This is a genomic window from Pseudomonas sp. PS02290 (assembly GCF_029960075.1).
In the GTDB taxonomy this organism is placed as follows: domain Bacteria; phylum Pseudomonadota; class Gammaproteobacteria; order Pseudomonadales; family Pseudomonadaceae; genus Aquipseudomonas.
In genome coordinates, this window is the sequence record NZ_JASCOY010000028.1 from 20827 (window position 1) to 35329 (window position 14503).

Here is a 14503-nt window from a genome sequence, read left to right on the forward strand (position 1 = left end):
CGGGTCAAAATGACCTGACTACGGTCAAATTGACTGCAATGCTGGCAGGCCCGCCGGCCGGGTAAAATCGAAAGGGCTAAAGCCTGACTTCATCAGGTCGATAAACCGTCATCGAAAGCTGTTGGCCGAACCCACGCGGCCAGGCAACGCATCACAGAAGGTTTATATGTCCAAGAACGTCCGCGCAGATTCACTCTCGCTTCTGCTGTTCACGTTACGCAGCGGAAAGCTGATGGCGATCAACCTGCTCAAGGTCAGTGAAATCATCCCCTGCCCTCCCCTTACGCGTTTGCCGGAATCCCACCCACACGTTAAAGGGGTCGCGACCTTGCGTGGCAACCCGCTGTCGGTGATTGACCTGAGTCGTGCCATTGGCGAGCGCCCGTTGGTGGACCCCGATGGCGGCTGCCTGATTGTCACCGATGTCAGCCGGTCGAAGCAGGGGCTGCACGTGCAGGCCGTCAGCAAGATCGTTCATTGCCTCACCACCGACATTCGTCCGCCGCCCTTTGGCTCCGGCAACAAGTCGTTCATCACCGGCGTGACGCAGGTGGACGGGACGCTGGTTCAGGTGCTGGACATCGAGAAGGTCATTCACGGCATCGCGCCCGCACGGATCGTCGCCGAACGCGCCGAGCTCAGCGCCGATGACGCCAAAGTGCTGGCGAAGGCGCGCATCCTGGTGGTCGATGACAGTCAGGTGGCGCTGCAACAATCGGTGATTACCCTGCGCAATCTGGGCATCGAATGCCACACCGCCCGCAGTGCGCGGGAAGCCATTGATCAGTTACTCGATTTGCAAGGCACCGCACAGCAGATCAACGTGGTGGTGTCCGACATCGAGATGTCGGAGATGGACGGCTACGCGCTCACCCGCACGCTTCGGGAGACGCCGGACTTTCAGGAACTATACGTGCTGCTGCACACTTCGCTGGACAGCGCGATGAATGCCGAAAAAGCCGATGCTGCCGGCGCCAACGCTGTTCTGACCAAGTTCTCCTCGCCCGAGCTGACACGATGCTTGATCGAAGCCGCCCGCACGGTCGAAGCTCAGGGAATCTGAGACCGGCCGCAGGCGATGCCTCCACCGCGCATTACTGGTTGATGCGCCGCGACCTCGGCCCGGCACTCCATGATCCGGGCTGGCCCGCCGCCGTGCGTCAGGTTGAATTCAACGGGCAGAACGCCCCGGCCGTTCACCAGTTGCTGGTGCTGGGTCGCGAGCACGGCGGCGGTCGTGTTGCAGACTATGCCACTTGGCTCGATGCCTTCGAGACTGATCCCGAGTTTGATCCGGCGCTGTGTTTCGTTCTTGAGGACGCTGAAGGTGTGGTGGCCGTTGCGCAATGCTGGACCAGCGCGTTCATCCGCAATCTGGTGGTCAACCCCCGCGCGCACCGTCAAGGGCTGGGTCTCGCGCTGCTCAATCAGGTGTTCAAAGCTTTCCGCCAGCGCGGTGAAGGTCATGTAGACCTCAAGGTGATGGAAAGCAATCTGGCCGCACGCCGGCTGTATGAGCGCGCCGGTATGCAATATATTCAGCGCCACGAACTCGACCCGCGCTGAATCTGCGCCGAGGCTCGTTCACCCGCTCACGCCATGGAGATGCGTACCTGTGAAGATGCACACCGCGCTGTTGCTCGTTCTCACCGCCGCCGCTGCCGGCCAGACCAATGCCTCCAGCCCGGACGCCTGGACCGCCTTCAACAAAACCCTGGTCGACAGTTGTGTCAGCGCCAGTTCCCTGAAAAACGCCAAGCCGGCCGGCGCCGATGCGGCCTTCGATGACAGCGTCGGCTTCAACGCACTGTTGATCAAAGGTCAGTACAAACAGGCGTTCATGAAGAACAAGACCGGCACCGAGCTGTGCCTCTACGACCGCAAGAACAAGAAAGCGCTGATTACCGAGTGGGATAACGTCACCACGCTGCCTAAGAAGTAGGATGAAGCGCGTCGCGATTGTGCTGTTTCCCAACGTGCAGGCCCTGGACGTGGCCGGCCCGCTCGACGTCTTCGCCGAAGCCAACCGTTTCCTGTCCGACGGTGATGGCTACGAGATCATCACCCTCGGCGCGGCGCCCTACCCGATCATTGCGTCCAACGGCATGCCACTGGGTGCGCAGTATTCCCTGGCGGACGCGCCGAAGCAGTTCGACGTCCTTCTGATTCCCGGCGGTCCGTCATTGCCAGACGGCGCGGAAATGCCCGCCATCACCCACTGGCTGCTGGAAGCCGTGCCCCAGGCGCAACGCTACGGCTCGATCTGCACCGGCGCATTCATCCTCGGCCACGCCGGTTTGCTGGATGGCAAGCAGGCCGCTACCCATTGGAGCCACGCTGAGCAACTCGCCGATCAGTTCCCCCACGCGAGGGTCGAGCCCGATCGCATCTATGTTCGCGACGGTGCGCTGATGACATCAGCCGGGGTCACGGCGGGCATCGACATGGCGCTGGCATTGGTGGCGGAGGACCACGGCCCGGCGATATCCCTGGCGGTGGCCAAACGTCTGCTGGTGGTGGCCCAGCGTCAGGGCGGGCAGTCGCAATTCAGCCCGTACCTCACGGCGTCGGCAGATGACGACTCGCCCGTGGCCAAGGTACAGCGCTATGTGATGGAGCACATCGGCGAGCCCTTTTCAGTGGAGCGACTGGCCGACGTGGTGGCGATGAGTCCCCGCACGTTCGCCCGGGTATTTGCCCGCGACGCCAAGGTCACACCGGCGGAGTTCGTGCAGCGTGCGCGCATTGACGCAGCTCGCCATTTGCTGGAAGGCAGCGAAATGGCGATCAAGGGGGTGGCGTATCACTGCGGATTTGGCAGCGCTGCGCGCATGCGGCTGATCTTCAGTCAGCGTCTGGGGGTGACGCCGACTCAGTATCGGGACAGCTTTCGCAAAGAAGTGTGAGCATGGCGGGCGGGTGATTCCCCCGGCAGCGTACTCGCCTGCGACGGTGTAATCAGCGCTTGCCCATCGACCGACGGGTGCCTGATGGCGCAACGCCCGGACGCTTGTCGTGGTTCGATTTACCCGAGCCTTTGTAGTGCTGCTGATCCTTCTTCGCCTGCAACAGCTCGCCCGGCTTGAACGGGAAGCTGAACGCCGGAATCGCAGGTTTTGTATCCGCCGGGGCAGCGTCGGCGTCGACCGAAGCGTGCGATTCACGAGCATCAGGAGCGGGCGTGTGTTCGGGGGTGGTCATGAAAGCTCCGGAATGGCAGACAGTCGAGGAATACGGGCGGCGCCCGAGGGCCGCGCAGCATACCTGAATCGCCGCCGGATCGCTGCTGCGAACAGACCGACTGCGCGCGCCTATTTGTAGAACAGATCCACCATGACTTCCGCTGAAAACGGGCCCGCAGTCGGCGTACTGGTTTGCCACAGCAACTGGGCGTTGAAGTCAGCCGTCTCGGAGTAATCACCCTCCAGCAGATCGGTCAGGTGAAAGGGCTCGTGGAACGGCACGGTCGAGTCATCGCGGGCACGGGTAATCCGAATGCCGATGCTGTCATTGTCGACCGGCACCAGTACATCACCCTTGAGTATCCCGGACACCGGTGTGATGCGCGCATTGAGGCTGAACGGCGATTCGCAGGTGCGGCTGGTGGCAAGAGCGAAGCGCTGAAAAGTGGCCGGCTCCCCTACTCGCACGTTGCGGATGGCCACGTCACCGAAATCCACGGTCTCGGGCATGACCCGCAATTCAGCGTCACAGGCGACGAACCGCAGGCCCTCAAGGTTATTGATGACGTAGCTGAGCGTGGCGTCAGGCCCGGGATTTTGCCCGCTGCCGCCATCGAGCTGGAACATGCGATAGTCGTGCAAACCACTCGCGACGCCAGAAGGCGGGGTCGGGCCGTATTTCTGGATGAACACCGAAAACGGCAGGTTGAACGTGACGCTCGGACAGGCCGAACCTGCCTCCGTGCAGGCCGGCGCTTGCTGTTGCGTGGGAACCCGCCCGCTGGTCTGCACGAAATCAATGCCACTCAACGTGAGTCCGGCGCGAATCCCCTGTCCGATCTGCAGGTTGTCCGGGTTCAGATACAAGAACACTTCTTCAGGGCCACCCGGTTCGTCCCTGGCGCACTCGACCGCAAGGTTCAGCCGCTCCGAGCGCCAGACCGCGCTGCCATCAGGCAGGTTCGCAGGAATGGCGACGGTGCTGCTCAGGTCCGCACGAACCACCGACTCGCCTGCGCCCTGGGTCTTGCAGGTCAGCGCCATGGCGAGACCGGGCATCAATAGCGTCATCAGCAACGTGATCGGCAGCGTCAGCCACCCTCGGATGATGGATCTTTTCATGTCAGCATTTCCCTATGAGTGAGTGTGAATCCGACGTACGCAGCGGCACTGCGAAGGGCTGCCCACCCTGAAACGGCGCGCAGTAATCGCGCTGTCCGCCGTAATCGGTCATGGCCTTGAAGCTCAGGGTTTCAGCCACTGAGCCCTTCACACCGAGGACGGGCAGCGTCAGTGAGGCGTCCGAAAAAGGTGGCAGCAACCGGTGGTCTGCGACCTCGATGCCATTGATGCGCAGGTCCCGCAGCGAAACGTGATACGGCGTCGGGTTGCGCACGGAAAGCGTGGCATCGGTTGATGGAGCGCGTTGCCAGATCAGCGTTTGCGCCGCATCGGCCGGGTCGCCGGCCAGCGCTGCTGGCCGATAGAAGACGTTGATGCGTTGGCGGATGGCAATGCTCAACTGCTGAACCGCCGGGCTGCGCCGAGGAATTTCCAGCACGTACAGGTGCAGCATCGACTCCCGGTCCTGGGGCAGGCCGATGCCTTCATAGAGCAGGCGCAAGGTCTGCTTGCCCTTGGCTGGCAGGCGCGCCAGAGGCGGGGTCAACGCAAACGGCAGATCGGCTGCGCGCGCATTGCCGGGTTGATCACGGCCCGGTGGATCATCTGCGCGCGGTGCATCGAGCCAGGCTTGAATCAGGGCCTCGGAATCACCGCGGTTGCTGACCTCGATCGTCGCCTCGTTGTAACGGCCGTCGAAGATCAACCGGGTGCCTGACAGTGAGACGGCGCCTTGGGCCATGCCGCTGATGACGGCCAGAAAAAGCCCTGACAGACAGGCGCGCTTCATTGGCACTGCACCTTCAGGCGATCGTAGCTGCGATGGGCTTCTTTCGGCGGCAGCGCGAAGGATGCACGGCATTGTTGATCGGTCCATTTGACGATGAGCTCGCCGCTGTCCCGCTCGCTCAGCACCAGCGCTCGCCCGCTGGGGTCAACAGTCGCCAGCGGCTTGCCCTGCTCGTCTTCCACCGCTGCGCCCATGGGCAAGCGGCTGCCATCGGCTCGCACCAGTTCGAATTGCACACGCCGACCGATTGCCGTACGAAAGCTGACCAAGGGCGCCGCGCCGCGTCGGGGCACGACTTGATCCACGGCATTCTCCAGCTCGACATCGGCGCCCAACTGGCGGGTGTCGAGGTTGACCCAGTTGGTTCGATAAGGCTGGGCGTAAGGCAGGATGGCGTAACCGTTATCGGCCGTTTCGACGTTGCTGAAATTGTTCAGCCGCGCGCCGCTGACCCCTTTTACCTGCACCAGCGCGAAGGTCTCGCCCAGGGGCTGACCGAAATTCACCCCGCCCGCGTGGGCGACCACCGAACCCGACGCGCCCATGCTCAGCGCCTGATAATCCCTACCCTGCCCGTAGCCCGCATCGAAACGCCCGTAGGCCGTGGTGGTGCTGAGTTTGCCGAAGCCCGATGAGCCCGACGCACTGTCGTGGCCGGCCTGCAGCGAGTAGAAGCTGTTGCGGTCGTCGAACAGTTGACCGTTCAAGCCGGACTGCAGGCTGGACGCGCCGGAGCTGTCACGCACGGCATTGGCAAACAGCCGCGACGAGCCGGAATCGCTTCCCAGCGGCAGGCTCAATGTCAGCGCAATGCGGTTGTCAAACTGGCTTTCTCCGCTGCGCGCGAAGGTCTGGTTACGCTCGACCGACACGTTGTAGCTAAGGCTGCGCCACGCCGAGTTCCACGACAGATACAGCTGGCGGGTCTTACTGCCACGGTCCCAGTAGCGCTGCTCCGACCCGGTAAAGCTCAGCGACGCAGACTGCTCCGGCAGCGCCTGAGTCAGGCTGATTTCGATGCGATCTTTGGCGCGCCCGCTGGCTGATCCATCACGTTCTTGCAACGCATCCACGTGATCGTCGAACGTCAGGTATTGATCCGTTGAATAGCGATAACCAGCCACGGCGAGGGTGGTGTTGGTCAGGTCCAGCGTATTGGCGTAGCGCAGGCGCAGGCTTTGCCCACTGTAGCGTTGCTCGCGCTGGCGGCTGAGGGACTGGGTCAGGTCCAGCGACACCGCGCCGAGCCCGGTGTTGACCCCCGCGCCGATGTTCCCGGCCTGGTAATCCTCGGCGATTTGCACGCCGCCCGCTGCCGTCAACCGTTCGGTCAGGCCATACACCAGTGTGCCGCTGGCGAACGAGGGTGAAAAAGCGTCTTCCGTGTTGCTGTCGTATTGGCCGGCGGCGAGGCTGTAGCGCAACGCGCCTTTCGGCACCATGATCGGCAGTGACGCGTAGGCCTGGACGAAGACGCGCTTGCTGCCATCGGCTTCGACCACCGTCACTTCCAGGTCGCCGTTCGACCCGCTGGGGTAGATGTCGGTGATTTCGAACGGGCCCGGCGAGACGTTGCCGCTGTACAGCATGAAACCGTTCTGGCGCACTTCCACCAATGCGTTGGTGTCGGCAATACCACGAATGACCGGCGCGAAAATCCGCTCGCTGTCAGGCAGCATGCCCTCATCGGATATCACCATCGCGCCGAGGAACCGAACGCTGTCGAACACCTGCGAATCGGTAAAAGTCTCGCCCAGGGTGAGCTGGCTTTTCAGCGAGGTGATGTCACGCTGGATGAACGTCCGGTTGCTGCGAAAGCGGTAGGGCTGGTCATTGCCGTAGGTCAGCGAAGACTCGTTGCGCAGTCGCCAGGCACCGAGGTTCACGCCGTTGCGAACACTCAGGTAATACTGATCCTGATCCTGATCCTGGCCGCTGCGGGAGCGACGCGCGCCGCTGAAGTTGTAATTCACGAAACCGACCGTCTCGCCCTCGTCCCATAACTCCGGCGGCACGTAACCGCGAGCGCTGCGCGACATCATCGCCTGAGGGATGCTGATGTTCAGGCGCAGGCTCGCCGGCTGATAATCGACGCGGGCAAATTCGACCCGCGCCGGGAGATCGAAACAGGCTGTTGGCGAAGCCTCACCGGCCTGCACGGCGTCGGTGTTCATGCCGAATTGGCGGAGCATGTCCAGGGTGAGACAAGCTTCAACGGTGCCTTTCGCGGCATTGGAGACGAAGTTGATGTCACGCCGCCCGCTCAGCACACGGTTGACGTAGATATCCACCCGATAGCTTCCGGGGACCACGCTGTTGCCTTGCAAAAACGTCGCGAGATCGGCGGGCTGATCGGTGCCCTGAATGAACGAGGTATTGAATTTCACATGGGTCGCGGCGCTGTTTTGATCAGTCATTGCAGTCGCAGGCGAGGCCAGTGCCAGCCCTGCCGATGCAAGGATAATCCTCGCCACCGGGCTGATCCGAAACGGCTCATGCGCCGGATGCCTGCGGTCGAGGTGTGAAGAGCATGCTGCCATCCGTGCATATCCCTTTTGGTGATCTCGGGGTTCCATTGGCGGGTTTCACTCGTGTTCTCGATTCCGAGGGCGCTGGCAAACCACGTTTGGCAGGCGGAAGACGCTGGAGCCGCATGACGGCGACCGAAGAAAACCTGGGCGAAGGCCTTCCCGACGGAGTGGCTACTCGGCCCGGGTGATGACGTTGGCGACCTTGATGGCTTGAGTCGTCTGGCCACCGGAGACCTTCGCGCTGTACGGCTCCTGCGCGCCGAAATCGTTGATGCTGATGAACCGCAGCTCCACTGCGTGACCGCTGGCCAGTTTGGTGAGCGGCAATTGGACGGTCTGCTTTGGCGCCAGCATCCTGCTGTCCGCCTTGAACAGCGTCTTGCCCTGCTGCCGGGCGTCGACCTGGATCATCGACACGTGATAGGGCGTCGGATTACTGACTTCCAGCTGGCCGTCATGTACGCGCCACTCCAGGCTTTTTGCCGCATCGAGGGGATCGCCATTCAGCCCGGCGGGCCGGTAGAAGAGCTTGATGCGCTGGCGAATCGCGATCTGCAGCTGGTTGTCCTTCGCCGATTGCGGGATCTCCTGGACGTTGAGCCAGAACACCGACTCGCGGTCGTTGGGCAAACCTTCGCCGGCGTAGATCACCCGAATCATTTGTCGGGCGCTGCCTGCCATTCGCGAAAGCGGCGGGGTGACGACGAAGGGCAGATTTTCGGTGTCGCTCTGCGCTTCAAGCCATGACTGGGCGAGGATGTCAGCCGTGCCGCTGTTGTTCACAACGAAACTGACCTCCTTGTCCGTGGCCTGGTAGATGACACGCGTGGTGTTGAGCACGATGCCCGCCTGCGCCGGGGCAGCCAGAAGCAAACCCAGCCAGAGGGCGGAGCCGCGAAGGAATTCAGGAAACATGGTGAGACCGTCTTGGGCTGTGAGGTGGATAAGCCAGGAAGGCGAGCGAGCCATTGCCCGCTCGCCTGCTACATCACTCGTAATCCATCACGAACGGCAGGAAGCCGTCGGCATTACCCGGGTTGGTTGTCGCGCCGTTGAGGACATAAACGGCGCCGAAGTTAATCTCGGCGGTCGCGCCATCGGCGCCGTCCTTGACCAGCGGCGTGTCGATGGTTTCGTTGCCGCTCAGGTCCATCAACTGGTTGGACGCATTGAGCAGGCCGATGCCCACGCCGTCCGCCGCGCCGGTAGCCCGCAGCAGTTTCTGGTCGAGGTTATCCAGACCGCTGCCCTGACGGGCGACGAAGCGCATGTTCACGGTGTTGTATTGAGCGGCGCCGCCTGTGCAATTGACCAGCAGCTGGATGGGCGATGCAGTTTCAAGTTTGTTGTCGGCGAAGAGACCGATGTCGGAAAACGATACGTTGCCCAGGTCGACATTGATCTCGCCGGGGTTGTTGCCAGGGGTGGCGCCAGTCCCGGCGCCGATGTCACACGTGATGTTGGTCAGGGTGCCGGTGAAAACAAGTTTGCCGTTGTTCGCAGCATTCGCGGTCCCGGAAATGCCAAGCCCCATTGCGGCCACGATAGCCAGGGTAAGAGAAAGCTTTTTCATATAACGACGTTCCTTGTGTCGATTCGTGTGTGCCCAAAAGGACGAGAGGAACTATAAGCAGCGCTTCCAGGATCGGCTGTCAGGCGTTCTACATCCTGTGGATTGAAAGGACAGTGGCGCGCGTCGGAACTTTCGGTAGGAGATGACGCTATTGTTTCAGAGCCCTCGCCGACCGGGGGTTTGCGGAGTAACCCTCGCGAAGAACCTTCACCAACCTTCGCACCTGGCACCTAAACGCCGACCTGAAAAACGCGCCCATGTAAAAGTCTCGCCCACGAAAAACCCCGGCTCAATGGAACCGGGGTCGTCAGCGGGGATCGGGAATCGAGGGGGAGCAGTGCCTACTGGTAGGTCAGCGTGACAATTCCCGCGCGGGGGCTCTGCGGGTCGGAAACCAGTTCGGTGTAACGTGCCTGAACGGGCACAACGCCTTTGCCGCAGGCGTCGTTGTGGCGACTCAGGCCCACGGTGACGTCAGGGTCGGCCTGCAAGGTTGTCGGAAGCAATGCCGCCGACGGAGCGCTCAAGACCTGGGCGTCGCACGCGGCATTCACCACGCTGCCATGAAACATCAGGCCACCTTGGGCGGCCCACGCGGTGGACCCCGTTATGGCGTCAGCGCCGAGAACTGCGACCGAGAACAACAACGAAACAGCCATGAGGCTTTTCATGACACACACTCCGGAGTAGAGCCGCTTACCGACGTAAGTCAGAGCCCTGTGAACAAGCATTCAGAACTCACGAAGTTTATGTAAGAATTTTCCCCGTCACAGTAGAACTCGTTCATCGAAACTCGTGGCTTCTATTTGGGTATCGCCCTGCGGCCTTGTTTCTTTACCCACGTTCATCGTCTGCCCTTATTCACCTGACAATATTGACAGGCAGCAGTCATTTTGCTGACCGGGTCAAAGGGTTATAAAGGACGCTCTCGGTTACGCCCCTCATTCACTGGTTGGCCTGTCCCTGTATGCAGAAGAAGAACAAAATCGTGATGCTCGCGACCCTGTTGGTCGTGCTCGTAGTGACAGGCGTCTGGGCATTGACTCGCCCCGCAGCGAAAAAAGTCAGCGCCCCCGTTGCCGTACCGGTGCGCGTGATCAACGTGACTCAGGAAGACGTGCCGCGTTATGTCACCGGGATCGGCTCGGTGCTGTCGCTGCAAAGCGTGGTGATTCGCCCTCAGGTGGACGGCATTCTGACCAAAGTGCTGGTAAAGGAAGGGCAGCTGGTGAAGGCGGGTGATCTGCTGGCAACCATCGATGATCGTTCGATCCGCGCTGCCCTCGATCAGGCCAAAGCGCTGTTGACCCAGAGCCAGGCGCAGCTGAACGTGGCCAATGTCGACCTCAAGCGCTACAAGCTGCTGACCGTCGACAACAGCATCTCGAAACAGCAGTACGATCAGCAGCAAGCGCTGGTCGATCAACTCAAGGCCACGGCGCTGGGCAATCAGGCGTCGATCAATGCCTCGCAGGTGCAGCTTTCCTACACGCAAATACGTTCGCCTGTGACAGGCCGGGTCGGCATCCGCAACGTTGACGAAGGCAACTTCCTGCGCGTCAGCGATGCGACCGGGCTCTTCTCGGTGACGCAGATCGACCCGGTGGCGGTCGAGTTTTCCCTGCCGCAGCAGATGCTGCCAACGCTGCATGATCTGATCGCCTCCAGCACGCCCGCGCCGGTCAACGCTTACCTCGGCGAAGGCGCAACCGGCACGCTCCTGGGTCAGGGCAAGTTGCTGCTGATCGACAATCAGGTGGCGGCCAGCACGGGCACCATTCGCGCCAAAGCGATATTCGACAACGCCACAGAGAAGCTGTGGCCCGGGCAACTGGTGACCGTTCGCATTCAGACCGCCATCGACCGCGGTGCCCTGAAGGTCTCGCCGCAAGTGGTGCAGCGCGGCATCGACCAGCATTACGTGTATCGGATCAAAGGCGACACGGCTGAAGTGGTGCCGGTCAACGTGCTGTATCAGGACAGCGACCTGATGCTCATCAGCGGGGTGGAGGCCAATGACGTGCTGGTCAGCGATGGTCAGTCACGTTTGAAAAACGGCGCGCGGATCGAGGTGGTCAAGGGTGATCCTGTAGACACCCTGGCCGACTCCACCGGGGCGGCAAAATGAACAGCCGCGGTTCTATCTCCGCCTGGTGCGTCAACCACCCGATCGCCACCGTTTTGCTGACCTTCGCGCTGGTGCTGCTGGGCTGCATCGCCTTCCCTCGCCTGCCGGTGGCGCCGCTGCCGGAAGCTGAATTTCCGACGATTCAGGTTGCTGCCCAGTTGCCCGGCGCCAGCCCGGAAACCATGGCGTCGTCAGTGGCGACGCCCCTTGAAGTGCAGTTCAGCGCCATTCCCGGCATGACCCAGATGACGTCGAGCAGCGCGCTGGGCTCCACCAACCTGACGCTGCAGTTCACCCTCAACAAAAGCATCGACACCGCCGCGCAGGAAGTGCAGGCAGCCATCAACACGGCAGCCGGGCGCTTGCCCGCGGATTTGCCAACGCTGCCGACCTGGCGCAAGGTCAACCCGGCGGACAGCCCGGTGCTGATCCTCAGCGTCAGCTCGAACCTGATGCCCGGCACCGAGCTCAGCGACGTCACCGAATCCCTGCTGGCGCGTCAGTTGAGCCAGATCGACGGCGTCGGACAGGTCAACATCACCGGTCAGCAACGTCCGGCGATTCGTGTCCAGGCGGCGCCCGAAAAACTCGCGTCGATCGGGCTGACCCTCGCCGATCTGCGGGAATCCCTGCAGCAGACCAGCCTAAACCTGGCCAAGGGCGCGCTGTACGGCAAAGACAGCATTTCCACCCTCGCCTCTAACGATCAGCTGTTTCAGGCGAAGGACTACGAGCAACTGATCGTTTCCTACAAAGACGGCGCGCCGGTTCATTTGCGCGACGTGGCGCGGGTCGTCAACGGCTCGGAAAACGCCTACGTGCGCGCCTGGTCCGGGGATCAGCAGGGTGTGAACATTGTGGTGTTCCGCCAGCCCGGCGCGAACATCGTCGAGACGGTCGATCGCGTGCTAGGCCAGTTGCCCAAGTTGCAGGAAATGCTCCCGGCGTCGGTGGACGTCTCGGTCCTCAGCGACCGCACCAAAACCATCCGTGCGTCGCTGCATGAAGTGGAAATGACGCTGCTGATCGCCATCGCCCTGGTCATCGCGGTCATGGCGCTGTTCCTGCGCCAGCTCTCGGCGACGCTGATCGTGACCGCCGTGCTCGGCGTGTCCCTCGTCGCCAGTTTCGCGCTGATGTACGTGCTCGGCTTCAGCCTGAACAACCTGACATTGGTGGCGATCGTGGTGGCCGTTGGGTTTGTCGTCGACGATGCGATTGTCGTGGTCGAAAACATCCATCGGCACCTGGAAGCCGGCGACAGCATGCGCGATGCGGCAATCAAGGGTTCCAGTGAAATCGGCTTCACCGTGGTGTCGATCAGCTTCTCGCTGATTGCCGCGTTCATTCCGCTGCTGTTCATGGGCGGCGTGGTCGGCAGGCTTTTCAAGGAGTTCGCGCTGACCGCGACGTCGACCATTCTGATTTCGGTGGTGGTGTCGCTGACCCTGGCGCCGACCCTGGCGGCGCTGTTCATGCGCGCACCGAAACACGATCCCCACGCCAAGCCCGGCTTCGGTGAGCGACTGCTCGCGCGGTATGCCCGCGGCGTGCGCTTCGCCCTCGCCCACCAGCGAATGATGATGGGGATTTTTGGCCTGACCCTGGTGCTGGCGGTGGCCGGCTATGTGCTGATCCCCAAGGGGTTCTTCCCGGTGCAGGACACCGGCATGGTGCTGGGCACGAGCGAAGCGGCGGCGGATATTTCATTCCCGGACATGATCGAGAAACACAAACAGCTGGCGAAAATCATCGCCGCCGATCCGGCGGTTAAGGCGTTTTCCCATTCGGTGGGCGTCAGCGGCAGTAACCAGACGATTGCCAACGGCCGGGTGTGGATTGCTCTCAAAGACCGCGAAGACCGCGATGTGACAGCCAGCCAGTTCATTGACCGGATCCGGCCGAAACTGGCGCAGATCCCCGGCATCGTCCTGTACCTGCGGGCCGGGCAGGACATCAACCTGAGTTCAGGGCCGAGCCGCGCGCAGTATCAGTACGTGCTCAAGAGTAACGACGGCGCGCTGCTGAATGTCTGGACGCAGAAGCTGACCGATAAGCTGAAAACCCTGCCGGCTTTCCGTGACCTCTCCAACGACTTGCAACTGGGCGGCAGCGTCACCCATCTGGACATCGACCGCAGCGCCGCCGCGCGCTTCGGCCTAACCACGGCGGACGTCGATCAGGCGCTGTACGACGCCTTTGGTCAGCGGCAAATCAACGAATACCAGACCGACATCAACCAGTACAAAGTCATTCTGGAGCTGGAGCCGCAACAGCGCGGCAAGGCCGAAAGCCTGAACTACTTCTACCTGCGTTCGCCGCTGACCAATGAAATGGTGCCGCTGTCGGCACTGGCCAAGGTCGGTGCGCCGAAGATGGGCCCGTTGTCGATCAGCCATGACGGCATGTTCCCGGCCGCCAACCTGTCGTTCAACCTGTCGGCGGGCGTGGCGCTGGGGGATGCCGTGGTGCTGCTCGATCAGGCGAAGAACGAGATCGGCATGCCGGCCTCGATCATCGGCAACTTCCAGGGCGCGGCCCAGGCGTTCCAGAGTTCGCTGGCCAACCAGCCCTGGCTGATCCTCGCCGCGCTGGTGGCGGTGTACATCATCCTTGGCGTGCTTTATGAAAGCTTCGTCCATCCGCTGACTATCATTTCCACCCTGCCCTCCGCCGGTATCGGTGCGCTGTTGCTGCTGTGGCTGATGGGTCAGGACTTTTCGATCATGGGCCTGATCGGGATCGTGCTGCTGATCGGCATCGTCAAGAAGAACGGCATCCTGCTGGTGGACTTCGCGCTGGACGCTCAACGCAATCGCGGAATGTCCCCGCGTGACGCCATTTATGAAGCGTGTCTGACGCGCTTCCGGCCCATCATCATGACCACGCTGGCCGCATTGCTCGGCGCGCTGCCCTTGATGCTCGGTTATGGTGTCGGCGCTGAACTGCGTCAGCCGTTGGGCATTGCCGTTGTCGGGGGATTGCTGGTGAGCCAGGCGCTGACGCTGTTCACCACGCCGGTGATCTACCTGCAGCTTGAGCGACTTTTCCATCGCCAGCGTCCGACGCCGGACCCGACAGCGCCAGGCTCGACAGCGTCCAGGCCAGCCGCAGTTCAATTGGGTGCGGAAAAGCAAGCCGTTGAAACAAGCACCTATAAGTAAGCATCAACAAGTG

13 protein-coding genes are annotated in these 14503 nt (G+C 61.9%); 6 read left to right on the forward strand and 7 right to left on the reverse strand.

Annotated features, from left to right (window positions below; all coding sequences use genetic code 11):
* Nucleotides 1-166 precede the first annotated feature (166 nt).
* The 4 genes from QMX88_RS14480 to QMX88_RS14495 are packed head-to-tail and all read left to right on the forward strand — an operon-like array spanning nt 167 to nt 2906.
* Nucleotides 167-1063 carry a chemotaxis protein CheV gene (locus QMX88_RS14480; RefSeq protein ID WP_192170719.1) on the forward strand — a complete coding sequence of 299 codons (897 nt, stop codon included), beginning with the start codon at nt 167-169 and terminating at the stop codon, nt 1061-1063.
* Nucleotides 1064-1104: 41 nt separating this feature from the next.
* Nucleotides 1105-1566 carry a GNAT family N-acetyltransferase gene (locus QMX88_RS14485; RefSeq protein ID WP_282370399.1) on the forward strand — a complete coding sequence of 154 codons (462 nt, stop codon included), beginning with the start codon at nt 1105-1107 and terminating at the stop codon, nt 1564-1566.
* Nucleotides 1567-1615: 49 nt separating this feature from the next.
* Nucleotides 1616-1942 carry a hypothetical protein gene (locus QMX88_RS14490; RefSeq protein WP_282370404.1) on the forward strand — a complete coding sequence of 109 codons (327 nt, stop codon included), beginning with the start codon at nt 1616-1618 and terminating at the stop codon, nt 1940-1942.
* A gap of 1 nt (nt 1943) precedes the next feature.
* On the forward strand, nt 1944-2906 hold the full coding sequence (locus QMX88_RS14495; protein ID WP_282370406.1) for a GlxA family transcriptional regulator: 963 nt from the start codon (nt 1944-1946) through the stop codon (nt 2904-2906).
* A gap of 52 nt (nt 2907-2958) precedes the next feature.
* Here the strand turns inward: QMX88_RS14495 and QMX88_RS14500 are convergent, their stop codons facing one another.
* The 7 genes from QMX88_RS14500 to QMX88_RS14530 form a co-directional block, all read right to left on the reverse strand.
* Nucleotides 2959-3201, reverse strand: coding sequence for a hypothetical protein (locus QMX88_RS14500; protein WP_282370408.1), 243 nt, complete (start codon nt 3199-3201; stop codon nt 2959-2961).
* 110 nt (nt 3202-3311) lie between these two features.
* A complete protein-coding gene (locus QMX88_RS14505; protein ID WP_282370410.1) occupies nt 3312-4304 on the reverse strand; it encodes a fimbrial protein in 993 nt (330 codons plus the stop codon).
* A 1-nt stretch (nt 4305) separates the two neighbouring features.
* Entirely contained in the window at nt 4306-5094 is a 789-nt protein-coding gene (locus QMX88_RS14510) for a fimbrial biogenesis chaperone (RefSeq protein ID WP_282370412.1), read from the reverse strand.
* Complete coding sequence (locus tag QMX88_RS14515; RefSeq protein ID WP_282370414.1) at nt 5091-7511, reverse strand: fimbria/pilus outer membrane usher protein; 2421 nt, start codon at nt 7509-7511, stop codon at nt 5091-5093. Before QMX88_RS14515 ends, QMX88_RS14510 begins: the two co-directional genes overlap by 4 nt.
* A gap of 285 nt (nt 7512-7796) precedes the next feature.
* Entirely contained in the window at nt 7797-8540 is a 744-nt protein-coding gene (locus tag QMX88_RS14520) for a fimbrial biogenesis chaperone (RefSeq protein ID WP_282370416.1), read from the reverse strand.
* A gap of 73 nt (nt 8541-8613) precedes the next feature.
* A complete protein-coding gene (locus QMX88_RS14525) occupies nt 8614-9198 on the reverse strand; it encodes a fimbrial protein (RefSeq protein WP_282370418.1) in 585 nt (194 codons plus the stop codon).
* A gap of 341 nt (nt 9199-9539) precedes the next feature.
* On the reverse strand, nt 9540-9869 hold the full coding sequence (locus QMX88_RS14530; protein ID WP_282370420.1) for a hypothetical protein: 330 nt from the start codon (nt 9867-9869) through the stop codon (nt 9540-9542).
* 296 nt (nt 9870-10165) lie between these two features.
* Here QMX88_RS14530 and QMX88_RS14535 point away from each other — a divergent pair, with 296 nt between their 5' ends.
* Nucleotides 10166-11326: an efflux RND transporter periplasmic adaptor subunit gene (locus tag QMX88_RS14535; protein WP_282370422.1), complete on the forward strand. Its 1161-nt coding sequence runs from the start codon at nt 10166-10168 to the stop codon at nt 11324-11326.
* The gene (locus tag QMX88_RS14540) at nt 11323-14490 is read left to right on the forward strand and encodes a multidrug efflux RND transporter permease subunit (RefSeq protein ID WP_282370424.1); all 3168 of its coding nucleotides are present in this window, start codon (nt 11323-11325) and stop codon (nt 14488-14490) included. Before QMX88_RS14535 ends, QMX88_RS14540 begins: the two co-directional genes overlap by 4 nt.
* Nucleotides 14491-14503 lie beyond the last annotated feature (13 nt).